This window comes from Flavobacterium sp. XN-5 (genome assembly GCF_008033395.2).
In the GTDB taxonomy this organism is placed as follows: Bacteria; Bacteroidota; Bacteroidia; order Flavobacteriales; family Flavobacteriaceae; genus Flavobacterium; species Flavobacterium hiemivividum.
Genome location: NZ_VOGZ02000013.1, coordinates 1 through 26097, shown reverse-complemented (window position 1 = coordinate 26097; position 26097 = coordinate 1). Strand labels below are relative to the sequence as shown.

13 protein-coding genes and 2 tRNA genes are annotated in these 26097 nt (G+C 36.2%); all 15 read right to left on the bottom strand.

Annotation, left to right across the window (positions count from 1 at the left end; all coding sequences use genetic code 11):
- Positions 1-99: 99 nt before the first annotated feature.
- Positions 100-4878 carry a fibronectin type III domain-containing protein gene (locus FQU23_RS15705; protein WP_147674683.1) on the bottom strand — a complete coding sequence of 1593 codons (4779 nt, stop codon included), beginning with the start codon at positions 4876-4878 and terminating at the stop codon, positions 100-102.
- 165 nt (positions 4879-5043) lie between these two features.
- Entirely contained in the window at positions 5044-8349 is a 3306-nt protein-coding gene (locus FQU23_RS15700) for a hypothetical protein (RefSeq protein ID WP_147674682.1), read from the bottom strand.
- 23 nt (positions 8350-8372) lie between these two features.
- Positions 8373-8885 (bottom strand): DUF4402 domain-containing protein, encoded by a 513-nt coding sequence (locus FQU23_RS15695; protein ID WP_147674681.1) that lies wholly within the window; start codon positions 8883-8885, stop codon positions 8373-8375.
- Positions 8886-8904: 19 nt separating this feature from the next.
- A complete protein-coding gene (locus FQU23_RS15690) occupies positions 8905-9684 on the bottom strand; it encodes a molecular chaperone (protein WP_147674680.1) in 780 nt (259 codons plus the stop codon).
- A 164-nt stretch (positions 9685-9848) separates the two neighbouring features.
- Positions 9849-10367: a DUF4402 domain-containing protein gene (locus tag FQU23_RS15685; RefSeq protein WP_147674679.1), complete on the bottom strand. Its 519-nt coding sequence runs from the start codon at positions 10365-10367 to the stop codon at positions 9849-9851.
- Between the two features lie 670 nt (positions 10368-11037).
- A complete protein-coding gene (locus tag FQU23_RS15680) occupies positions 11038-11544 on the bottom strand; it encodes a DUF4402 domain-containing protein (protein WP_147674678.1) in 507 nt (168 codons plus the stop codon).
- A gap of 594 nt (positions 11545-12138) precedes the next feature.
- Positions 12139-12212, bottom strand: a tRNA-Asp gene (locus tag FQU23_RS15675).
- 611 nt (positions 12213-12823) lie between these two features.
- Positions 12824-12897 (bottom strand) — tRNA-Asp (locus tag FQU23_RS15670).
- 86 nt (positions 12898-12983) lie between these two features.
- The gene (locus FQU23_RS15665) at positions 12984-13913 is read right to left on the bottom strand and encodes a DUF58 domain-containing protein (RefSeq protein WP_147674677.1); all 930 of its coding nucleotides are present in this window, start codon (positions 13911-13913) and stop codon (positions 12984-12986) included.
- Between the two features lies 1 nt (position 13914).
- Positions 13915-16476, bottom strand: a complete 2562-nt coding sequence (locus tag FQU23_RS15660) for a M1 family metallopeptidase (RefSeq protein ID WP_147674676.1) — start codon at positions 16474-16476, stop codon at positions 13915-13917.
- A gap of 103 nt (positions 16477-16579) precedes the next feature.
- Positions 16580-16897 (bottom strand): thioredoxin, encoded by a 318-nt coding sequence (trxA, locus tag FQU23_RS15655; protein ID WP_073244015.1) that lies wholly within the window; start codon positions 16895-16897, stop codon positions 16580-16582.
- A gap of 343 nt (positions 16898-17240) precedes the next feature.
- Entirely contained in the window at positions 17241-18152 is a 912-nt protein-coding gene (locus FQU23_RS15650; RefSeq protein WP_147674675.1) for an outer membrane beta-barrel protein, read from the bottom strand.
- A gap of 238 nt (positions 18153-18390) precedes the next feature.
- A complete protein-coding gene (gene dnaE, locus FQU23_RS15645; RefSeq protein WP_147674674.1) occupies positions 18391-22926 on the bottom strand; it encodes a DNA polymerase III subunit alpha in 4536 nt (1511 codons plus the stop codon).
- A 150-nt stretch (positions 22927-23076) separates the two neighbouring features.
- Positions 23077-23910 (bottom strand): hypothetical protein, encoded by an 834-nt coding sequence (locus FQU23_RS15640; protein WP_147674673.1) that lies wholly within the window; start codon positions 23908-23910, stop codon positions 23077-23079.
- Between the two features lie 81 nt (positions 23911-23991).
- Positions 23992-26097: MBG domain-containing protein (locus FQU23_RS15635; protein WP_147674672.1), on the bottom strand; the 2106-nt coding region annotated here is incomplete at its 5' end.

Genomic DNA, 26097 nt, shown 5'->3' with positions numbered 1-26097 from the left:
AAAAGGATGCCGCTACAATCCCTCACGCGGAAAGCACGTATACAAAAAAAACCTATTCAACTTCATGAATAGATTTTTTATAAAAGCTACTAACTGTTCTTAGTAAACCAAAACTTTTCGACTGATAGATTTTCCTTTGCTATTTGCTAAAACAATATAAACCTCGTTTTTTACCTTGATAGCAAAACTATGAATCATTTTTCCTTCCACTTTTTTATCTACTAATAACCTACCTAACATATCATATACTTTAATATCAGTTTGTCCCTCTACCAAAGTTAAGTCCACATTAATTTCATTTCCATCATAATAAATTGTGGCCGGTAAATTAACCACCTCTGGAATTATAGGCACGAAATGGAGTACAAATCTGTCTGCAGCGTCTTTAACTGAACCTTTGAATTGATATGTTGCATTGGCATTTAAATCAGTAATCGTCTTTGTTTTCTTATCTTCTAATAATAGAACATCATAAGAGGCGCTTTCATTACTAATGCTCAACGCATAATTACCATCCTTTCCTGCTTTGAACATCAGAGGAACCGACGAGTTTTCGATAATATCAGTTAAATTCAACACTGATAATTCCTTTTTCTCATGGTTTAAAAAGAGTGAAGGCGCTGTTGTAACCGTACTAAAAAGTTTTGCCGCACCAGCCTCATTTGCAGGAGCGCCAAATTGAAGTAAAATTTCGTCAGAACCATAATTATCATTGGATTCTATTTGGACCTTAACAATTTCAGCTTTGGTTGTTTTCATCCTCATCCAATTGCTTGTACCGGTAGTTCCTCTAACACTGTTTGTCATGCCAATATTACCATTGGTTGCCGCCCTAACGAAAAAACCTTGCATTGGAGCAATATTTTGTTTCACTCCATTTGTCCCTTCAGCTGTTAATGAATTGTACACCCCGTAATTACTTGTGACAGGGTTCCATATCCACATGTCAAAACCACCTCCACCAGAAACTAGTAAAGCATCACGCGTCCAGCCTGAAGTTGCTAACCAATCAATTGAAGAAGGGTATGGATTTCCAATTAAATTAAACCCTCTAACATCATTTACGCTATCACCTTGATTGGGTCCCTTATTTGTCACAGGACAATTGACATTACCATTATTTAAATTTCCTGCAAATTCAGTAGTTGGATTCGTAGCCTGAACACTATACAAATAGCCATGGCCAGGAATGAAATTTGTCGAAGAATGTACCGCTGGCCACTTTGGATTCTTAGGATCAACCGTTAAACCGCCTTCATCGTTTTTATGATAGATCCAGCAAGGAGTTGGCTCATTCCAAAGATATAAGTCATAACCAGTTCCATTGCCATACGTTCCAGAGGGAGTCAAACTACTTCCCACTATTGTTTGATTAGAAACAGGAGAAGAGAGAAAATGCCAAGCTTCTTTAGCCCCACTAATATATCTTTGTACCGTAGCAGGAACATTATCTGTATTATGAATTAATGAGGCTGTACCTGCGGCTGTTGATTTTAACACTAAGCCAGAAGTAGCTGCTGAGTTTACAATAGCTCCTGTCACCGTTAAGTTTTTGGCTGCATCAACGATAAATTTTTTAGCGGAGTCAATTGTCAAATTATTAGCAAGGGTAAAGTTTGTATTGAGGATAACCCCAGTTGCATTGTCAATATTCAAATTAAACATTTTTTCGTTGAGGTATTGACCGCTTTCAATGGTTTGCGCTGAAGAACCTCCATATATAATAGTTGGTGAATTTGAAAACGCGTCCAAACGTCCTACAGAAACATTAAGTAAATTTAATATACGAAGATTCCCGTTTACTGTTACATTATTTACGTTGTTTACCGTTAAATTAAAAACGGCATCATTAACAAAAGATCCCGCAGGAATTGATTGGGCAGCAGCACCGGCGAACTCCATTACAGAACCTGCAGTTGAAGCATCAATTTGTGCGCCGTTTGTAAAAAGAGTATTCCCTTTTTGGGTAAGTTTAAAACCATAACAAACCACCCTATAAATAGATTGTGCATTGGTAATGTTGGTAACCGATCGGTTCTGGTCTAATACTAAATGGTTTACCGGAGCATCATCAAAAACAATGCTGGCATCGGCAGCTGGAACGAAGTTCTGTGTCCAATTACGGGCATTATTCCAATCCGTACTAATATTTCCTTTCCATTTGTTTATGCAAGTAGCGACTGTTACCGCAAGAGTTGTGTTTGCACTTGTACCACAGCCATTTCCAGCCGATACCGTTATAGTTCCATTCTGTCCAGCCGCTCCAGTAGTCACAGAAATCGATGTTGTTCCCTCACCTGCGGTTATCGCCCATCCTGTAGGGACAGTCCAATTATAAATTGTAGCATTAGCAACAGCGACAATACTATAAACTTGATTTGCTAATCCAGAACACTGATTAATTGTTCCTGCAATTGCACCCGGTGTGCCAGGAGTTACACCTCCAGAGCCTCCATTATTAACAGTTATTAAAACTGGCGAAGAATATGAATTACAATAGGGAGTCGGATTATTTATGAATGCCCTAAAGTAGGTATTTTCCGTTATCGCACCCATCTTATTTACAGTTAAAATATTCGTCGTTTCAGCGATATTAGATACATTAGTAGTAAACGCTGCATCGCTTGCTCTTTGCCAATTCAATACTTTTGCATTTGCAGGTATGATTCCATTCAATGTTAAATTAGTGGTTGGCGAGGTCCCATAGCATATCGTTTGAGCAGGAGAAATTGTACCTCCAAAAGGAGTAGCTGTTTTAAAGGTTCCTGTATTAGAATTTCCAGTTACTGCACAGCTATTATAGGCTCTCACTCTATAATATAAATCTCCGGAAGGGAGATTAGAAACACCCTTATTACCATTATTACCGTCTACGATAAAATTCTGATAAACACCAACATAATTAACAAAATTAGCATCTTTAGCGATATCTAAATAGTATCCTGTTGCATTATCAACTTTATTCCAATAAAGCATTGCATAAGCACATTGTATATTATCTGCAATAGTCACAACAGGAGCTGTAATTGGAATAGGACTTGTAGCATAAGTCATAGTCTCTGAACTAGGGCTGGTACCACAGCTATTATCAGCTCTAACTCTGTAATAATAAGTAGTTCCAGGGTTTAATCCGGTTAAACCATATTTTAGAACATCTCCTACATCTAAGTTATTATACACTGATACAAATGTTGAAAACCCACTATTTGTGGATACATCGAGATAATATTTTACTGCATTAGAAGTCCATCCCCATTGAACCATAAATCCGGTACAGGTTGGACTATCAGCCCTAGGTGACCCAGGTGCCGTAGGCACTAAACCAACAGTGATATACTTATAAACACTTTCAGAACTAGTTCCGCAAGTATTTAATGCGTTTACTGAAATGTTTCCAGAACCAGTCCCAACACTAACCTCAATAGCGTTTGTACCCTGCCCCTTAGTGATTGACCATCCACCTGGAACTGTCCATGCGTAGCTGCTTGCATTAGGTACTGCTGCAATACTATATATTTGCGTGATGGCCCCAGAACATTGAGTAGCTGAACCTGTGATTGCTCCAGGAGTAGCAGGAATATTCGACATCATCACCATAGCTGTTGTAGAAATCGCAGGTGCACAAACCCCACTAGTTACTAAAGCGCGATAATAGGTTGTCGTACTAAGATTAGGAGTTGTATAACTAGTAGTAGTTCCACCACTTCCTCCCGCTACAGCAGTCCACTCTGTATCTCCATTAGAGGATTGTTGCCATTGAATTGTTCCGGTACTTCCAGTTAAATTAATAGTAGCACCACTTCCTAAACAAACAGTAGATGTTGTTGCTATTGCTGTTCCACCAACTGACGCTGGGTTTACTGTAATTGTTGCTTTATTTTTTGCATTTCCTGTACTATCATAGGTCGTTTTATATACGACACCTCCAATAGTAGAAGAGATAGAGGTAATTGTAATAGTTGTTTCTCCTACATTATTTAATGCTACTGTTCCAAACCTTCCTATTCCTGAGGCACTTACGGTCATAGTGGCGCTATTATTTGTTGAAGCATTGGGCGAACTTAAATCATAAGTAACGGTATAATCTCCAACTGGTAAGCTTTCGGCACTACCACTTATGGTTATCGTTAAGTTATTACCTAAACACACAGAACTTGCCGTTGATGTACTTGTTAATAAATAATATGCCACAATAACTTGGCCACTTGCGCCGTTACCGCCACTGGCCTTATTACCGCCACCGCCGCCGCCGCCGCCAGGAACAACCCCGTTTCCTCCATTTACTTGATTTCCTCCACCGCGACCACCTGCTCCTGCACCTGTTCCCCCAGCTGCACCAAAACTCCCTGATCCTATAGCCCCATCATTTCCATTAGCTGTCGCAAAAGCAGATCCACCACCACCACCACCACTACTTCCATTTGCAAATCCTCCATCACCACCAGCAAATTTTATTGTTCCAATACTTGAATTGATTGCCCCGCCAGCTTGTCCTAATGCACCAGCAGCCAGCACACTACTCAAACCAAAAATAGAATTTCCGCCATTACCATTTGCACTACCACCTGCGCCAACAGTTACTGTTTGTGCAGACCCAGAATTAACACTGACAAATCCTGAAGCATATGCCCCTCCTCCTCCTGCTCTTCCTGTTGCATCACTACTACCTCCTGCTCCACCACCCCAGGCTTCTACCGTAATACCAGTAATTCCTGGAGGCGCCGTAAAACTAGTAGTTCCTGCTGTAGTAAATGTTGTTTTTGATTGTCCAAAAACGGAAGTAAATCCAAATAGCAAAAACAAGACAAAAAGTATTTTTACATACCTATTTGTAGCTATTGTTATTTTTGTTTTTTCTGAAAAAGTAATTTTTTTCATATTTAAATTCAAGTCACAGATGTAACTTTTTATTAATTAACTTATTTCTATTCAATTGTTTACTCTATAATTCAGCTGCTATTCCTTTGCTTTCAAAGCTAACGCTATCCAACTTATCCTGAACTGACCTATTTATTTTTACTTTCAGTGCTTCTTCATTTCTGATTAATGTCCTCCATTACTGGTATCAACCTTCTTTCCATCATTGTATTTAACAATATAAGCTTTTTTTATTCCCTTAGCTATTATTCTGTTTTGTGCAGCTTTAGCTTCCTTTTTCGAATTGTATTTACCCGAAATATACCGAATCCTATCGTTGGATAAAAACTCATAAAACACTGGTTTATAATTTGAAAACCAGTTCGAATGTACGTAATTTTTAAAGACTCCTATCTGAACACTATAAAAAAGCCCTTTTTCATCTGATATCTTCCTGAAAACAGCATTCTTTTTAGTGCTACTTTGCTCTTTTGCTTCAACGGGAACAAGACTTTCTTTTAACTCTTCTTCTTTAACTACCGATTTCTCAGGAGTCGCAATTTTTTTTCCAAACTGATATGCAACAATTGACGTTCCATTAATTCCTCTCAGTATTAGCGTATTCTTAGCAATAAGAGCTCTTTCCTGAGTTCTAAAAAACCCATAATAATACTGAACATTACCATCTGCTAAATCTTCATAAAAAACTAGGTCTAGATTATCCAACACTTTTGGTTTTGTATGATCTTTATACAATCCAAGTTGAATACTATAAAAAATTTCTTCAGTATTAGTAATACTTTCTATAGGTTTTGTAGCTAGATCTTCAGAAATTTTCTTGGGCTTGATTTGGACATTAACCTCAGAAGCTTCCATCTCAATTTCAGCGGTCGCTACCTTAGTTTTAATTTCAAAATCCAGTCCGTCCACTATCGTTCCATCCTCAGAAACTGCTATTTCAATCTTATGTTCTTTTGGAAAAGATTGATAATTCAGCTTTTCTAACTGTTGGTCATCAACTCGTATGGTATAATTACCTGGTTTCAATCCCAAATAACTGAAATATCCATCGGACTCACTCAAGGTTTCCGCTACTTTTTTACTTTGAGAATCATAAATCTGAACCGTTACTCTGCCTTGTCCTTTCGTAGCGCCTTTTTGATTCAAATAAACGGTACCGTTTACTTCCCCTAAAGAGAGAATCGGTACAAAAACTCGTTTGTATTGGTTAGGGTCAACCAATATCTGATAAGTATTGTGTTTGAACTTCCAGGATATACTCTCTAAATCATCGTTAGAAAACTCTACATTATAACTGACAAATGCATTCAAATCAGAAACTCTAACAATAGAATCTTTTTTACTTATTACCGCTTTACCCGCTGTTACTTTAACCGTCGTTAACAACACCATTTTTTCTCCTTTGTCTAATATTCCATTTTGATTCAGGTCCAAAAATGGATAAAATAAGATACCTCCTTTTCCTAAGGCTGAATTATTGCCAGCATGAACATAATTATTGTCTCCTCCAAAGGCCAAACTTCCCTGCGCATTTTCGGAAAAACTGAAATTATTATTGCTATAAAATGCAGACACACCAGTACGGGCATAAGGCAAATCATATCTAAAGTTTAGGAAAACGGCATCATTTTTAGACGCAACATTCCTTTCATAAGATGCTGAAAAATACATTTTAGAAACTCTTTTCTCGATTTCGGCGCGATATCTCGTCAACATATTATCATTCAAATCATAGGCTACTGACGGACGTAAAACAAAACCATTCAACATCCTATACGACATTGATAAATTAGTAGTCATATAAGGCGATTTTGTCCCCACCCAATTGACTAATGTTGACGAATTAAAACTTAATTGTTTGTAATAGGCTGAATATACAAAATCGAGCTGATTGAAATTAAAAGAGTCATAGACAAATTGGCTAAAATTCAATTTAGAAAAACCTGAAAATTGATTTATTTTAAAAGGAACCGATACTCTAATTTTCCTTTCCTCTTGTGCATTAAAACGCGTTGCCAACTGTCCTTTTACATATTTGGTATAATCCAGTTCTAAAAAAGCGCTTTTTGTAAAATTATAATTCAACAACCCCTTCATTCTCACATCATGGTCATATTCTAAGTTGACAACCATCGTACTAAAAGGCTGAAATGCCACTTTTGCAAAAGGAATAAATGGACTATTTGGTATGCTCGAAAGATACTCTAGGCCTCCTCCTACAGTTAAAAAGCGATTCACACCGTAATTAAAATCCCCTTTTCCATAACGACTTCCATTCTCATCTTGTAAAAAACCTCCAGACATACTATATTCCAAAGTTTTTGCTGGTATGAAAGTATAGGGCGTATTCATAACACGCTCCTCTGTACGTTCTTCCCCTAGAGGTCCGTAAAATTTTAATTTTAGAGTTGTATAGCCATAGACAATGGGAACATTAAAAACATACAATCCTGATGCATCGGCTTTAGTATAATCGACCAAAACATCGTTTATATAAAGCTCCACCGTCCAGTTAGGCTCTGTATACTCGTTAATAGCGTAGGTTCCATTTGCTTTTCTAACGGTATTAGGTGAATTATTGATTGTCGCTCCAATTACTGGTGAATCGAGAAAGGCTATACTTTGATTGTATATCTTACCTACTTGAGCTTGCTTAATAATTTTCTTATCATTGTCAATCCACCGCCAGCTGTATTGCAGTTGGCGATTATCAAATTTGTACCTATCATTATAATTAATCGAAATATTAGCTTCGCCAAAAAGCAACTCACCCCCAACGCCTAAAATAACATTATTAGTAGTGGCTTCGTCTACGGTCTGATTAGAGTTTACAGCCCAGTCTAACATCCCGAATTTAAACAAGTTATAATTGCGAGGAATTATAGTATCAACGGCTATTTCCTGTCCTTGCAATTTTGAAATATTCTTTCTACTGTTTTCAATGCGCATTTCTCTTACATAAGGCAATTCAAAACTAGACACTAATTTAGCAGAAAGCGATCTGGGATTGAATGTCAATGTTAAACCAAAAACTTCAGATAATACAGAAGCTTCCATATATTTAACACCCATTTCTTCCAGCAGACCATTTTTGGACGTAATTATTTTACTACCTACTTTAATTTGCTTGGTATTGTAATCAATTGCGTAGGTTTTGGTTTCACTTTCGATAAAACCCTCTAAACTATTCCCAACTTTACTCTCATTGCACACTATTTTGAGGTGCTTGAACAAATCAGAAACGTTTATATATAGTAGATTAGAATCTGTAATAATTGCATTGGTTTCAAAACTCCATTTACCATCAACCACAATTTCTACAGGAACTTCATCAAAAGCAGCAAATAACGCTACCTCTTCATGAAAAGAATTTCCCTGTGCATGAGTATGCATCACAGTTACAACCATAAAAAAGGCATAAAGCCAAAAATAACGATGATTATTACACAAAATACAACAAGAAGTTTTCATTTTTATATTGCTTATCGCTATGATTATTCTTGAGTAAAAGTCATTTCAAAATTACCCGAATAGGTACCTTTAGCTGAACCTGCAGGCACATGAAGTGTGCCTCCAACACGTAATGTTGTGATAAAATTACAATTGGTATTCACTGAAAATCTAGCACCTCTTGGTCCCTTTTCTGTTGGACCTATATTTAATGTTAGCGGCGATCCTACCCCATTACTTAAGGTTGTAGTTAAAGTATAGTCGATGATTATGTTTCTTCCCTGACATAGTTTTACCTCAAAGATAGCAGGTTTAGCAGCAGACCCAGAAAGCGCAATAAGACCACCTGTTGTAGTTCTATTCCCTTGATAATCTACTGTAATAGTTCCACCTGAACCCGTGTCATAGAAAATTCCAAAATCGATTGGTTGCGTTGACTGTACCGTAATGGTTCTCTGAGGGAGTGCTGGTTGAGCATAAGAAATAGTTAGGAACAAAAAGAAAACCACTATAAAAAATAATGATTTTTTCTCGATATGTAAATCTACTTTTTCCAACTATAGATAATTTATATTTTTATAAGTTCAATTCCTTTTCGGCAATAATTTCCTTGCTCTCGTTCTCAGTATAAACAATTTTAAATTTTCCACCAGTGAAGTTGACCCCCTCCGGTTTTTGTAATCGCATTTGATTTTTCCTTAAAGTTCCAGGTGTGTAAACGCCAATACCGTTTATCTTCCCCACTTCATACACTATGTTTTTTGGAGAATTATAGCTTACCGTAATATCGCCATAAGTTGACATATTACCATTTCTATTAATATCGAAATTTAGAACACTGCCTGACTCAGCCGTTTCTACATATTCTAATCCTGATAAAGTAACAGCAGTGTCTGACTCCCCTTTGCGAATAATACTGGCAATAGAAACTCCAAAAACAGCTTCTATTTTAACAGACAAAGCAGCAGGATCGCCTTCAGTCTTTTCTTGACCGAGTGGCTTACTACTTTTTATTGCTCTAAAATAAAGATGGGATCGATATTCCCCTACTTGGAGTTTGCTAGTATTTATTACTTGCACTTTAACAGTTTGAGATTCGTTAGGCGCCAAAGTAACTTGCCTTGGATACAGTCTCAAAAACGGACTTGCAAATTGCTGCCCTAAATCAGGCTCCTTAATTTCTTCAAAACCACCTGACTCGTTCATCCTAAACTCGACAAAAGAAACATTATAAACCGCAGAATCCTTGCCGACATTAGCAAGATTAATCTGTTGTGTTCTATTTCCCTCCTCAAAAACTAGTCTTTTTGGAAAAATAACTAAGTCGCCTTGAGCTATCGTTTTATTAATTGACAATATACTAAACAAACTAAAAATAAAAAATCTAAGAAGATTTTTTTTAAAGCAACACTCTTTCAAAATCATATACATACGCCTTTTTTAAAACAGTCGCAATATAGACAAAAAAAAAGCAAGTGCCACTATACGCGATACTTGCTTCTTTTTTATCAATTTAAAATCTAGTTGTAGTTTACAGTAACAGTCAAAGCTGTATCATTTTTATAAACACCAGCAACTTGATTAACACCTACATTAAGTGTTCCCCCAACTTTAATATTTTGTTTAGCCGATGATACGTCAAGCTTTCCTGTAGAACCAACACTATTGTTAATCGCTGTTACAGTCATCGTCTCACTTCCACTATCGCGGGTAAGAGTTATAGTTTCCGGTATAGTAATAGTATATGTATATCCTGCTGTACCAGAAACATCAAAAGACGCTGCCGAAACAGTACCCGTTGTACTAGGAAGAGTTACCCCATCAATAGCGGTTCTTGCGCCAGCAGTTGACAATACAACCGTACCTGCCGTACCAGTTACCGCTACGTTTCCAAAGCTCATATCAACACCCGAAGTTTTTGTAATCCCGATTGGAGTAACAATAATTGCAGTAGCAGTTGCAGTTGCAGTAGCTTGAGCGTTTACTTTGTTTGAGAATGCTGCGATAGCTAGGATAGCTAATAATGTAATCTTTTTCATAATAAGTAGGTTTTAATTTTTGCAGATAGAATTTGGGAATTATATCTTTTTCGTTGTTTTATTTATGTTTTTTAATCAGAATAAAACGACTTGTTTTATTTTGATGGTGCAAATTAACAGTGATAAAAACGAAGCTAAAAATATTCTCGATGAATAACCTACATAATCGTTAAACTACACTATTCTATACATTGAACCGTCTTTTTCATTAATTCAATAATAATCAACAAAAAAAATACACCTTATTAAAAGAAATACATTACCAATACTATAAACAGCATAGCGTTCTTATTATAAAGTTGTTACGATAGAAAAGATTTGCAGTTGTTTTATGAAAATGTAAAATAAATCCTAAAGCCCCTATCAAACTAAGTAAGAAGGCGTTTCTTTATCTATAGAAAAGATAGCTTCCACTAATGAGCACGAAAAGACCAAAAAATTTAAAAGAGTGATAAAATCAATAATAAACGTTGCCTTAGAAACCCAGCAAATAAAGAGAGTACAGGAGGTAAAAAAAAGCTACTCAATCGATTTGTAAATAGCCTATTAGTTAATTATTCACGGTTTCAAGCAAAAAATGACTCTCGACTCTATAACAAAAATAACCAATGAAAAAATCTAAAAAAAGAAGAAAAAAAAATTAGATAATAAAAAGCCAAAAAACTTTGGCTTAATTATAATTTACAGCCACCTCAAAGCCAGAATCCGCACTTGAATAGCTACCAATTTCTTGACCAGCATCTACATGAACTGTTGCCCCAAGATATATCACTTCCTCTCCAGCTGAAAGTGTATTTAAAGCAGAGGAAGTAAATTCATTAACAACCATTTTATCGGTCCCATTCGAAATTATATGGTCACTAGCAGGCAAAGTAACACTGTAAACAAACCCTACTTCTCCTGAAACCGCAAAAACTGCAGCAGTGACATTTCCTGTAACAGCCGGCATCTTAACATTTGAAGAACTTGTTCTAGACGCTACACTTCCCGCAGCTAACACCACAGCACCTGCCCCACCATTAGTAGTGAAATTTCCAAAATTAAGATCTGAATTTTTAACTATTTTAATCGGAGTCACTATAGTCGCAGAAGCAGTCGCGCTAGCTCTAACTTGAGCATTCGCTATACTTGAAAAACCTAGGAATAAAAAGACTACTAATAAAATATATTTTTTCATAACACAATACTTAAAGTGTTTTTGACTATTTCTTTTCCAAATTAAAACACAAATAAAATAAGTGCTATAAAGACAAAAAAAATTAAAAAGTATACAGCACTTTCAAACAATTCAAAATAGGAACCTTAAAGCGGCATACCAAGCTGACTTAAATGTACTACTTATTTCGTTTAAGTGTGATTTTTAATAGACAAAACACGTCTTTTATCAAAAAATATAAGACTTACCTTACTTTTAATAAAATCTTAAAACAAGGCTAATGGTGTCGGAGAAAATTTCAATAATGCAAAATACTTTTAATACAAAAAATGTAATACAAACTAAAGATTCTAATATTGCATTAACTTACCTTAAATTTTTGTCCCATAGCTCGAGTTGTCTCCAAAAAAGCGGGAAGAAGAAGAAGAAGAAGCTTTACTTTCACAAAAGTAATAAAAGCAGAACTTTGATAATGATGAAGAGTTTAAGTTAAACTACAGTTCACGCAATATTGAATTGCTTCAACACAAACTCTAGATTATCTACCACAATTCCACAACATATTTTTTAGACATAAAAAAAGCCTTTCCGTTAAGAAAGGCTTTACTTATTATGCGGTCTGGACGGGACTCGAACCCGCGACCCCCTGCGTGACAGGCAGGTATTCTAACCAACTGAACTACCAGACCTCAGCGTTATTGCGGTTGCAAATATACAATACATTTTAGTTTAAATCCAACACTAAAATCAAAAAAAACAGCAATAATAAACGACCTTTTTCCAAAATACTAAACATCAGACCAGTATTAATTATTTAGCAGCTTTAACTTGCTTGTAAAAGTACGATTTATCCTTTTTTAGCAGCGGTAAACAAGTTCTTAAACTTTAAATCTTTAAACTATTCGACTCTAAAAACTCCAAAAACGCTAGAATAATTTCAGTTCAAAAAATATTTGGCAGGATTTCACACTAGTAACTGTAGCAAAGGCTTTGATTTTTTATTAAACCATTAATTTCCTAGTCACACTATTTTCAACGTGGCCCAATATTTTATTGCACCAGTGGTATCGGACTTGATACATATCTATAATTAATGGATTGATCCGAAAACCGAACTTATAGAAAATCAAAAAAGCCATCCGTAGGTTCTGAATAAATTCAAAAACATGGAAAGCTTTTCATTGGTCTAACTACTAAACCCGGTCTCGTTGCTACCAACTCGACCAAACAACACAACTAACTTTAGATACTTTCATGGGGCAAAAAAGCCTTTCCGTTAAGAAAGGCTCTCCCCAATATGCGGTCTGGACGGGACTCGAACCCGCGACCCCCTGCGTGACAGGCAGGTATTCTAACCAACTGAACTACCAGACCTCAGCATTATTGCGGTTGCAAAGATACAATTACTTTCGACTTACACAAGGGTTTATAGTTAAAAAATTTGTCTTTTTTTATTACTATTATCCAAAGTTTTGTTTTTCAGCCAAATACGTCAGTAAAATTTTTTCAAAATCAGCACCAACATTAACCGGAACATACTTAATCTTATTTTGAGCACAGCTTAAAGCCAGTTTTTTAAAATATAAAGCAGTCTGCTTTTCATATTCTTGCTTCACATTATCGGCAAAAATCGACACAGATTCGCCAGTCTCAACATCTATAAACTTCCTGGGTGTATTGTCAAAATCAAAATTCAACTCTGTAGCGCTATCTATAACATGAAACAAAACCACTTTATGCTTGTTATGCTTGAGATGTTGCAGCGCACTAAAAAGCGCCTCGTCTCCTGATCCAGACTGAAACATGTCTGTAAACAATATAATCATAGAGCGTCGATGCATTTTCTCAGCGATCTGGTGTAAAAAACTAATGGTATTTGTACTTTTTTTAACCTTCGATTCCACTAAAAGATTTTCTAACGCATTCAACACCATTCTGTGATGCCGATCACTGCCTTTCTCTGGCGCATAATATTCGAAAGTATCCGAAAACACACTTAATCCAATAGCGTCCCGCTGCTTCTTTAAGAGATTCATTAAAACTGCAGAAGCCAAAACAGAGAAGCCAATTTTATTTTCATGAAACTCTTGACTCTTCTTTAACTTTGGGTAATGCATTGACGAGGAATTGTCAATTATAATATGACATCGTAAATTAGTTTCTTCTTCAAAACGTTTCGTATATAAGCGATCTGTTCTAGCAAATAGCTTCCAGTCTATGTGTTTCGTGCTTTCGCCAACATTATACACTTTATGCTCTGCAAACTCAGCCGAAAATCCATGAAAAGGACTCTTGTGCATTCCGGAGATAAATCCTTCCACAACTTGGTATGCCAACAATTCTAGATGTTGGAAACTCGAAATCTTCTCTATTTGCGATTCTATCTTAATTTTATTCTTTTTTAATTAGTTGCGCACGCGACAAATCATCTGTAGCCTGCAGTAATTTTCTTTTCAAAATAGGACTAAATTCAGTATTGTCCTTTAAAAACGTGGTCATAATATTTAACGCTTCGGGACTTGTGTATTTGCCAATACTATTATTAAGCCATCCTTTTGGGAAAAAAATATCTCCCGTTAGCTGGATTTCTTCAATCAAATCTAAAGTACTTTTTAAATATTTCACCGAATTTTGCTGACGCAATGGATGATGGATATTCGATAAAGCTGATTGTACCCATGATTCTTTCTCTCTATTCTTCTCCTCTTTCATTGATTCCATAAATGAATCTCTAACTGCTTCCTCATTAGATAGTGAAGGTAGTAAAAAATCAAATCGTTTTTGCTTATCGGGGTTGCGAATTAATTCTCTAGTTTTTGAGAGGATTTGAGCTGACTTATCATGTTTAAACAACGCTAAATTAGTAGCCATATCAAAATAATCATCTTCATTAAATTTTAAACCAGAAATTAACAATTCTTTGTTCCAAATTTGATATAATTTTTCTTTACCACTTTCTGAATAGGCCAATTCTTCGAATAAACCGAACAACGTTTTTTTAACATTCGAAGGTAAATCTTCTTGAAGTCTATCATAAACTATTTCTTCCAGCTGATTTTGACGTTCTTGTTGTTGCTCCTCGGTGAGGAAGTTCCAATATAGTGAACTGATTTGGCCTGAAAGCAGTTTTACGATTAGCTCGTTTTTTTCGATACTAATTCCCTTTAGACAATTATCAAAAGCCACTTTAGGTGGTATAGTTCCCGTCAACGTATTCTCATATAGATTAATATAGCTGTAAGCTCGGGCAACCTCATTATTAATTACTGGAATACTTTTTACTTCATTATTTTCCAATGGAAACACACCATAGCCAAATCCATTATAATTATAGATAATCGCCAATGGCTTTTGCAAACCTACTACTTCCTTTATTTCTGAAAAGCGGCCTTCAACAGCCACTCTAATTACTTTAGTAGTTTCAGGATAGACTAATCCAATTTCGAAAATTTGGGACCAAACATTATTAGAGCCGTCCTCCGCTTTTTGTTCGATTACAAAACTTTTGATTTTCGAATCCGCATCATAAGATATTTCATCAGTAAAAATTGCCCTTCCCGGCTGATTCACCCAGACAGCACTCCACTTTTTAATATCTTTCGGCGTTTCTTGATCTAGAATCTCCACTAGATTATTCCAGTCTGCATTATCATTAGCATAACTAGAAATATACTTTTGAATTCCTTTTTGAAAAGCATCTTTCCCTATAGCCGCTTCTAACTGACGCATCATAATAGGTGCTTTATTGTAGATAATTGCACCATAAAGCGAACCGGCATCTTTTAAGTTTGCTAATCCCTGACGAATGGGATGCGTTCCCTGAGTTCGATCCTCGGAATAAGCCGCAGAATAATGCGCTGTAAGAAATTGCAAATCGTGATTAATATGTGGAAAAGCAGGATTCATAATTTTATCGGCCATGAAGTTAGCAAAGACTTCCTTCATCCATACATCGTTAAACCACTTCATCGTCACCAAATCTCCAAACCACATATGTGCCGTTTCGTGAGCAATCAGTTTACCCCGTTTCAGCTTTTCGCTATCTGTCGCATTATTATCTAAAAACAAGGTACCTTCCCTATATTGTATGGCGCCCACATGCTCCATTCCGCCATATTGAAATACAGGAATAGTGGCAAAGTCCATTTTCTTAAAAGGAAATGCATATTTGGTATAGTTTTCTAAATATTTAACTGCACTGTGGTGTAAATTAAAAATAGTATCGGTGCTTGCTTTTATTTTTTCAGGATTATTTTCTCGGTACAACATCGTCATAGGAAAACCATCAAGCGTTTGGGCAGCACTTTTAAAATTACCTGCAACAAAAGAAAACAAGTACGTACTCATCTTATCTGATTCTTCAAATTGATAATGAGTGAAATCGCCTTGTTCTGTTTTTTTCTTAACAGAAGCTCCTGCTAAAACAGACCAATCCTTTGGCGCCGTCAAAGTAAGTGTATAGCTAGCTTTAATATCAGGTTGATCAAAACAGGGAAACAAAGTACTGGCTCTATCAGGAACTAATAAGGTATATAAAAAATCCTCATTTCTATTTAAGGATAGATTCCCAGCAATAAATTTAATTTCAATGGTATTTTGTCCTTTTAACAGCTGTTCTTTCGGAATAATCACATGTTCTTTCTCATGCAGAACGGGAATGTTTTTTCCGTTTACAACAATCGTTTTTAAGTTTTCCTTGCTTTCATTAAAATCCAAATACAATGGTTCTTGAAGGCTACTAATTTTTAGTTTCAAAATTAACGAAGAGGAAATAGGACTTTCTTTTTCTTTTGGCAAATCGAATGAAAAAGCGTAAGAAACATCAGAAACCTGACTTTTACGAAAGACAGCCAATTCTTTAGATATTCCCCTCTCTAACAAAATCGGCTTTTTTACTGACTGACAAGAAAACAATAAAGAGACAAAACACAGGAAAACGAAATTTATTTTCATCAAAACTTAGATTTAAAACAGACTAAAAATAAAAAAAGTTTGACTTGCATCAAACTTTTTTATCTGAATTACTTCAGAGGGTATATAAATTATAATCTACCGATTACAACAACGCGTCTAAACTATCAGCGTAAGTTTGCTTAGGAGCTACACCTACTTGCTTCCCTACTACTTCGCCGTTATGAAAAACCAAAACTGTTGGAATATTTCTCACACCGTATTTTGCAGCAAATTCTTGGTTTGCATCAACATCTACTTTTCCAATTACAACTTTACCGTCATATTCAGTACTCAATTCGTCAATGATTGGTCCTACCATTCTACAAGGTCCACACCATGCTGCCCAAAAATCCACCATTACTGGTTTGTCTGATTTCAAAACTACTTCTTCAAAAGTAGCATCTGTTATTGCTAAAGCCATATTTTTTATATTTAAAATTTAAAGTTCTAATCTCATTCAAAACTTGGACACAAATTTAGGCATTAAAACCAAAAGAATCACTATTCCCAAATTAGTTTTGATTATATATGCATTGACTTTATTTATAAAAATCATTAAAAACAACCATTTATATAATTTTTTAGAAGCTATTCCCGCTCTTCGCCGTATCTTTTTATACCGCACTTTTTTCAGAATCCTGAAACAAGTGAGGTATAAAAAGGATGCCGCGACTAGCAGTACTAAAACATTTATAGTACATTATAATACACAAAAAAAGACCCTCTTTTCAGAAGGTCTCATTTAAAAATATTGTATTTAAAATTTATAGACTGTATTTTAGTCCCAATGTCAGGCCTAAACCACTAATTCCTACGTAAGAACTTAACTCATCCATTGGTTTTGAGCTATCTAGTCCATTTGGATTTGTAGCAGCGTTGTTTGAATTAGTATCTAAACGATCTTGATAATTTGTATGTATTTGCGCTTGCGTTCTACCAGCTAAGGCGTTTTGACCATTTTGAGTAAACTCAATCGTCTCCTTCGTTTTACCATGTACTGTGAAGTTGCGATATTCTAACTCTCCAAAAACAGATATGTTTTTCCCTAATTTATAAGAAGTACCCAATGCCGCCATAAAACCAATTGTTGGGTTAGGCTTTACTTTATCAACACTATGGACAGCTACTGTTGCAGGAGACGCAACACCTGTAGGTGCTATTGCATCTGTAGTAATTTCTAAATCTCCATGAATAGGCACAATAACTCCTACCTTAGAATAAGATTCAAAACCTGCATGTTCTCCTAGAAACAAAACCAAAGCCGGAGCTAAATCGAATGCTGTAATTTGTCCAACTGATTTAAAGTTATAAACTGGCTTACCATTAGCCACAAAAATTTGGTCAGTAGTTGTTTGCGCCATTGTTTTATCAGCACTAGAATAGTAGTTCACACCCATCTCTACTCCTAAACGAGTATTGAATCTATAACCAGCAGTAACTCCAGTTCTAAAACCCTCTCCAAAAGATCCAGTAACACTTTCTTCTGATACTAATTTTCCACCAACGTAAGTTCTATTTAAAGGTAAATTCCCTCCAACGGTTGGAAATTCAGTTGCAGCAGTTTGACCAAAATAAGATGCACCCGCTTTAAAATACCAACTTTCTTTTTTGTCTGTTTGGCCCAACATCGTCAAAGAGCAAGCCATAAATCCTAATAAAAATAGGTTCTTTTTCATAATTTATTTTTTTTTAATGCTACCAAATTTAAAGAATTATTCTCTATTTCCTTAAATATTACCCTCAAAAACCAAAATATTATGCATGCATATAACAACCAGCTAGTTACACAAAAACAGTTTTTCTTATAATTAAAATAAAATGCAAAAACGCCATTTTCATCGCAGAAAATGACGTTTTTCAAACGTTATAGTAGTCTATAAACTCCATTAATTATGTGTTTGCAACATTTCTAGCCTAATTAAGTTTAAAATTAATTTGCATTTTCTCTAATTCGAATAACAACTCATTAGAAATCTTTACTTTAAGTTTCCTACTGGCCATTGACAGTTTAGTAACCACTTTAATTTCCTCGATTTCAACAACATTAGCCGCCTCCGTCTCTATAGATTCAGAAACTTCCATCGCATCCGTATCTTCAATAAAATCGTCGGCGTCGTTTTCAATAATAATTGGAGCAGCTTCCACAATTTTTTTTACTTTTTCCAATTCCATGATTTCGAAGGTTACTAGATTATCACCTTTATTTTCGAAAAAAAGATGTCCTAACTTATGGATAAACTCAGGATCCAAATCACTAATGTTAAGCAATACTATTAGTTTCTTTGCAAAATCATCGAGTACATCCTGTAAATATTGCACCAGCATGAATTGTATTCTTGGTTCACTTCTCTTACCCGTATCTTGATTTACCCAACCTTCTTTGACCAAAACTTTCATATAGGTGAAATTATTTTGAATAAAGAAATGACGAAACTTTAAGTATTCTTCTCCAAAAATCTTAAACTCATAGCTTTCATCATATCCCTCTAAGGTAAATATTCCCCAGCCTTTTCCGTTTTTAGCTACACGATGTTGCACGTTATTTATGATTCCGCCAAAAGTTAGATTCTTACCCACATGAAGCTCTAAGTTTTTAAGTGCTTCGAGCTTGGCATTACAAAAATACTTCATTTCAAATTTGTAGTCATCTAATGGGTGTCCAGAGATATAGATTCCTACGACTTCTTTCTCTTTAGCAAGCTTTTCCATGGTGCTCCAATCCTCACATGGCGGAATAACCGGCTCTTCAATTTGCACATCGCTACTTTCTCCAAACAAACTTACCTGAGAGGAGTTCTCATTTTCCTGAAATTTAGCTCCATATTTTATTGCCTTTTCATAAAAGGTGATTCCGTCGCCGTCATCATGAAAATATTGTGATCGTAGAGTCCCCTCAAAAGAATCAAATCCACCCGCCAGAATTAAATTTTCTAAGGCTTTTTTATTGGCAGCACGCAAATCAATGCGTTTGGTTAAATCAAAAACCGACTTATACTTACCATCTTTTCTGTTTTCGACAATGGTTGCTACTGCTCCCGCTCCCACTCCTTTGATGGCTCCCATACCAAAACGAACCGCATAATTATCGTTTACGGTAAATTTATAGAACGATTCATTTACATCTGGTCCTAATACTTCAAGTCCCATTCGCTTACATTCCTCCATAAAGAAAGAAACTTGCTTAATGTCACTCATATTATTCGAAAGTACCGCAGCCATATATTCGGCAGGATAATTTGCTTTTAAATAGGCGGTTTGGTAGGCAATCCAAGCATAACAAGTGGAGTGCGATTTGTTAAAGGCATATTCAGCAAAGGCTTCCCAGTCTTTCCAAATTTTTTCTAGTTTGTCTTCGGGATGTCCTTTGGCCGCAGCCTGACTAATGAACTTAGGTTTCATTTTATCCAAGACATCCTTTTGCTTTTTTCCCATCGCTTTACGCAAAACATCGGCATCACCTTTTGAGAAGTCCGCTAGTTTTTGGGACAAAAGCATTACCTGTTCTTGATAAACGGTAATCCCATAAGTATCTTTCAATAATTCCTCACAGGCTTCAAGGTCATAAATAATTTCCTCTTCACCATTTTTCCTTTTTACAAAACTCGGGATATAAGCAATAGGTCCCGGACGGTATAAGGCATTCATGGCAATCAAATCAGGAAAAACCGTTGGCTTCAATTCCTTCATGTATTTCTGCATTCCGGCAGATTCATATTGGAAAATCCCCACCGTTTCTCCACGTTGGAAAAGCTCGTATGTTTTTAAATCATCGATAGGAAAGGTATCTGGATCCAGATCGATTCCGTTTCTATATTTTACTAATTTGACTGTGTCTTTTATAAGTGTTAGGGTTTTCAAACCCAAGAAGTCCATTTTTAACAATCCGGCGGTTTCCACAACCGAGTTGTCAAACTGTGTCACATACAGATCTGAATCTTTGGCAGTAGCCACAGGAACAAAATCAGTAATATCACTTGGCGTAATAATCACCCCACAGGCATGTATTCCTGTATTTCTTAAATTCCCCTCCAGCACTTTGGCTTGCTGAATGGTCTCTCCACCTAAATCATCCTCGCCTGCTAGAGCAATTAATTCTTTAATTTTATCAAACTCTTCGGGACGAACGGCTTTTCTTATTAAGGCCTCGTCTTCATTTAAAAATCGGGCGAGATTCCATTTTCCAGGCATCATTCCCGGAATTAATTTGGCGATTTTATCGGCTTCAAACAAAGGTAAATCCAGCACACGAGCCGTATCACGAATCGCCGATTTAGTCGCCATTTTACCATAAGTGATAATTTGTGCCACTTGTTTTGAACCGTATTTCCGGATCACATAATCCATTACACTGCTTCGGCCTTCGTCATCAAAATCAATATCAATATCGGGTAGAGACACACGATCGGGATTCAGGAAACGCTCAAAAAGCAGGTTGTACATCAAAGGGTCAATGTTTGTAATTTTCAAACAATAAGCCACTACTGATCCAGCCGCAGATCCACGGCCTGGCCCCACCGAAACGCCCATACTTCGAGCTTCGGCAATTAAATCCTGCACAATCAGGAAATATCCCGGATAACCAGAGTTAGAAATAGTTAGCAATTCAAAATCCAAACGCTCCCTGATTACTTCTGTAATTTCAGGATATCTTCTATTAGCACCTTCGTAAGTAAGATGTCTCAAATAAGCATTTTCTCCACGCACTCCACCATCCACAGCATCTTCTGGAACTAAAAACTCGTCTGGAATTTCAAATTTTGGTAACAAAACCTCCCGCGCCAAATTATATACTTCGATTTTATCGACAATTTCCGATAAGTTCGAAATCGCTTCAGGCAAGTCAGCAAAGAGTTGCTTCATCTCATCACCAGTCTTGAAATAGTATTCTTGATTTGGCAAACCAAAACGATACCCACGACCACGACCTATTGGCGTAGTTTGCTTTTCGCCTTCACGCACACAAAGCAAAATATCGTGCGCATTGGCATTTTCTTTATCTATATAAAAGGTGTTGTTTGTCGCGACAATTTTTACATCGTGCTTTCTGGCCAAAGAAATCAAAGTTGTATTCACACGATTTTCATCTTCTTGATTGTGACGCATCACCTCCATATAGAAATCTTCCTTGAACTCTTCTTTCCACCACAATACGGCTTCTTCGGCTTGGTTTTCTCCAAGATTTAAAACCTTATTCGGGATTTCTCCATTAAGATTTCCAGACAATACAATGATGTCCTCTTTGTATTGTTGAATGACTTTTTTATCAATTCTAGGCACATAATAAAAGCCTTGGGTATAGGCGATCGAAGACATTTTGGCCAAATTATGGTAGCCTTTTTTGGTCTTCGCTAAAAGCACTATTTGGTATCCATTGTCTTTTCGAGATTTATCTTTATGATCTTCACAAACAAAAAACTCGCAACCCACAATAGGTTTCATAGGAACCTCTGTAGGTTCCTCACCATTTTCTATTAGGGCCGCATTTTTGGCTTCAGCCGCTTTATTATGATTTAAAATATCACGCACAAAGTGAAAGGCTCCCATTAGGTTAGCGTGATCTGTCATGGCAACCGCAGGCATTTTTTCCTTCGAAGCTGCTTTAACAAGTTGCGCTATACTTATTGTAGATTGTAAAACCGAAAATTGAGTGTGGTTATGTAAATGCACAAAATCCGTATCAACCAGTACTTTCTTATTTTCTGAAAGTTCCTGTTTAGAAACCGTTGCCGTTTGTTTTTCACCAAACTGCTGACGAATAGTATCAGAAGCTGCTTTTAAATTGATATGCTTTAACCCAATAAGTTGAATCTCCCTTGGATTTTTACTTTGGAACTCCTGGAAATAACCAGCCGGAACATCTAATTGCTCCTTCGTATAATTCTCTCTTCTAATTAATTCCAAGAAACAACGCGTAGTTGCCTCAACATCGGCAGTGGCATTATGCGCTTCTGAGAATGGTTTATTAAATAAATACTGATGTAATTCAGTTAATGTTGGTAATTTGAATTTTCCTCCACGACCACCAGGTAATTTCAATAAGGAAGCAGTAACTTCAGTACAGGTATCAAGAACTGGCATCGCGCTCATTGGACTTTCAACCCCTAAACGATGAAACTCACAACCCATAATGTTAACGTCAAAACCTAGATTTTGACCCACAATAAATTTAGCCTTACCTAAAGCTATGTTGAATTTCTCCAATACTTCTGCCAAAGAAACCCCTTCTGCTTCAGCCAATTCAGTAGAAATCCCGTGAATTCGCTCTGCATCATAGGGAATATTAAACCCATCCGGTTTCACTAAATAATCCTGATGTTCGATGAGTTTCCCCATATCGTCATGCAGCTGCCATGCGATTTGTATACAACGCGGCCAGTTATTAGTATCGGTGATGGGCGCATCCCAGCGCTTTGGTAATCCTGTAGTTTCGGTATCGAATATTAAATACATATCTGCAAATGAGGTGATTACATTTTATGTAAATTACAAAAAATGAATTTCAAAATTAAGTTTTTTTCAAGTAAGAACGAAGGCAAGTTATCAACAAAAAAAGGCCTTGATTTTTCATCAAGGCCTTCTATTAAAAAATAAAAAATGATTCTATTTAAAATTCCATCCTAATGTTAGACCAAATGCTACAGGTTGAATTTTTGCATTTTTATCAGTACTATACAATCCGTTTGCTTTTCTATCATTAACAGCTGTTGGATTATAACCTATGTAAGACTCGTTTTGTTTTTGATCAATAACTGACCCATAACCGGTGTCAAGAAACATTGCAGCATACAAAGCGTTCTTTTCACCCATTTCGAAAGTAAATCCTAACTCAAATGTACTCATCAAAACTCCTTTTGTTTGGTATTCTCCAGATGCAGAATAATTGCTTTGACTTCCAAAACCATATTCAGGTAAATTATCAATTAACAAATTAACATCTGGATAATATCCAACTCCTTTTACAGATGACGCCGATGATTCAACCTTATAAGCTACAGGTAGAAAATACTTAACACCAGCTCTAAAATTAAAGTCAACTCCTTTATTAATATTTCTTTTATACTGTAAAAAAAGCGGAATCTGAATCGCTTGTAATGTTTGCTCTTCTCTATAGTTAGCTGAAGTCACATTGTAAACAAATGCAGAACCTGACGCATCAACCTCAAAATTGGTTAACGTTGTTGCCCCTTGATTTAAAGACACCTTTTGCTTGTATTGTGCAAACTCTACTCCAGATCCAATACCAATGTGATCTGTTAAAAAATAAATGTAACCTGCTTTTAATGCACCACCTAATTCATTACCTGATTTTGTTCCTTTTACATCGGATTGAAGATTAGCAATTCCTGATTGAACTCCCACATAAAACTGCGCATTCATTCCCGTAGAGAATAGAATTATAGCAATTCCTAAAATATATTTAACATCAAATTTCATACTTTTTTCTGTTTTTTTTATAAATAGAATAGTCCATCCTCATTCTAATCGAATGAGGACTTCCTACTCTTACTATTTAATTTAATTTTTAACTAATAGATTTTTTGTGAAGTATTGACCATTACTCAAAGTCATTTTTACAATATAAATTCCCTCAACGCTTGGCGCAACCAACTCTACCGTATTCTTATCAATTACCGTATCACTCAAAACCTTTCCTAGCATACTAATCACAGTAACACGTGCGTTTTGTAACTTCGCAGCTGTAACATTAGTGATCAGCTGGTAGCTTGAGTTACTTCTAACAGGGTTAGGTGCAATTTTGATGAACTCTTGTTCGATTGAAGGTGAAAAAGTAAGTGGACAAGTTGTTATTACCGTTCCATCATTTTTAGTTGCTTTTGCATAATAAGTCCCATTTAAAGCGCCATTGTCCTTAAAGTACTGACTCGTTTGACCAGCTACTAAAACTCCATTTTTATACCAGCTATACGCTTTAAAACTATTAGAGCTATTATCAAAGAAAATAATATTGTCGAAATGCCTTTTAATTAAATTTGGTTGACTTCTTAGAACTGGTATAGTAATGACAGAAGCAGCATTATAATTACTATCTCCTGATTGTGTAGCAGTAATCGTTGCAGAACCAAAATCAGTAAAGCTTAACACCGCATTTGAAACGGCGGCAACATTAACATTTGAAGAAGTGTAGCTTATTGGCAAACCGCTTGTAGAAGCTGCAGTTAGTACAGCTGTAGTTACTGCATCACAGCCTAGTCCCACAGTTTGGTTCCAAGTGATGGTTTGATTGGCTTTAGTGATAGTAAAATCAGCTGGCACATATGTTATAGCGTAGTTTGTATTATTCAAAGTACTTGTAATTCCATAAGCCCCTACATTCTCTCCTGCAGCTCTTGTTAATGATCCCGTAAATGAATCTCCCGTTTCTAAACTTGGTGAAACTACATAAGTCAAACTAGGATCAACCGTACCATATACTTTTGTCTTAGCAGAAGCGGTAACCGTTATTGCTTTGGCAGTGATAGTAAAATCAGCTGACGCATACGTTATAGCGTAGTTTGTATTGTTCAAAGTACTTGTAATTCCATAAGCCCCTACATTACTTCCTGCAGCCCTTGTTAATGATCCCGTAAATGAATCTCCGGTTTCTAAACTTGGTGAAACACTGTAAGTCAAACTAGGATCAACCGTACCGTACACTTTTGTCTTAGCAGCAGCGGTAACCGTTATTGCTTTGGCAGTGATAGTAAAATCAGCTGACACATACGTTATAGCGTAGTTTGTATTATTCAAAGTACTTGAAATTCCATAAGTACCTACATTATCTCCTGCAGCTCTTGTTAATGATCCCGTAAATGAATCTCCTGTTTCTAAACTTGGTGAAACACTGTAAGTCAAACTAGGATCAACCGTACCGTACACTTTTGTCTTAGCAGCAGCGGTAACCGTTATTGCTTTGGCAGTGATAGTAAAATCAGCTGGCACATATGTTATAGCGTAGTTTGTATTGTTCAAAGTACTTGAAATTCCATAAGCCCCTACATTACTTCCTGCAGCTCTTGTTAATGATCCCGTAAATGAATCTCCGGTTTCTAAACTTGGTGAAACACTGTAAGTCAAACTAGGATCAACCGTACCGTACACTTTTGTCTTAGCAGCAGCGGTAACCGTTATTGCTTTGGCAGTGATAGTAAAATCAGCTGACACATACGTTATAGCGTAGTTTGTATTATTCAAACTACTTGCAATAGCATAGGTTCCAACACTGTTACCAGTTGCTCTAGATAAAGCTCCCGTAAATGAATCATCATTTACTAAACTTGGCGAAACCGAATAGGTATAAACTGGATCAGCAGTTCCGTAAACTTTAGACTGAGACGCATTAGCGGTAACTGTAATTGGTTTTGCACCAATGGTAAGATTAGCACCCACATAAGTCAAATTATAATTACCGTTTAAAGCAACTGTTCCTTGGCTAATTGCATACGTACCTATGTTTTCACCAGATGATCTGGTTAAGCTTCCATTGAAGCTATCTCCTGTTACTAATGCGGGAGCAAAAGTATACGTCAATGAAGGATCAGCGTCACCATAAGTTTTGCTTTTTGCTGCTGCTGTTACCGTGATGGTTTTTGCACCAATAGTTAAATCAGCACCCACGTAAGT

Excerpts from the sequence above, each read along its gene's own strand:
- FQU23_RS15660 (WP_147674676.1), bottom strand. The coding sequence starts at position 16,476 with ATGAAAATAAATTTCGTTTTCCTGTGTTTTGTCTCTTTATTGTTTTCT.
- trxA (WP_073244015.1), bottom strand. The coding sequence starts at position 16,897 with ATGGCTTTAGCAATAACAGATGCTACTTTTGAAGAAGTAGTTTTGAAA.
- FQU23_RS15640 (WP_147674673.1), bottom strand. The coding sequence starts at position 23,910 with ATGAAATTTGATGTTAAATATATTTTAGGAATTGCTATAATTCTATTC.
- dnaE (WP_147674674.1), bottom strand. The coding sequence starts at position 22,926 with ATGTATTTAATATTCGATACCGAAACTACAGGATTACCAAAGCGCTGG.
- FQU23_RS15650 (WP_147674675.1), bottom strand. The coding sequence starts at position 18,152 with ATGAAAAAGAACCTATTTTTATTAGGATTTATGGCTTGCTCTTTGACG.
- FQU23_RS15680 (WP_147674678.1), bottom strand. The coding sequence starts at position 11,544 with ATGAAAAAATATATTTTATTAGTAGTCTTTTTATTCCTAGGTTTTTCA.
- FQU23_RS15700 (WP_147674682.1), bottom strand. The coding sequence starts at position 8,349 with ATGAAAACTTCTTGTTGTATTTTGTGTAATAATCATCGTTATTTTTGG.
- FQU23_RS15705 (WP_147674683.1), bottom strand. The coding sequence starts at position 4,878 with ATGAAAAAAATTACTTTTTCAGAAAAAACAAAAATAACAATAGCTACA.
- FQU23_RS15685 (WP_147674679.1), bottom strand. The coding sequence starts at position 10,367 with ATGAAAAAGATTACATTATTAGCTATCCTAGCTATCGCAGCATTCTCA.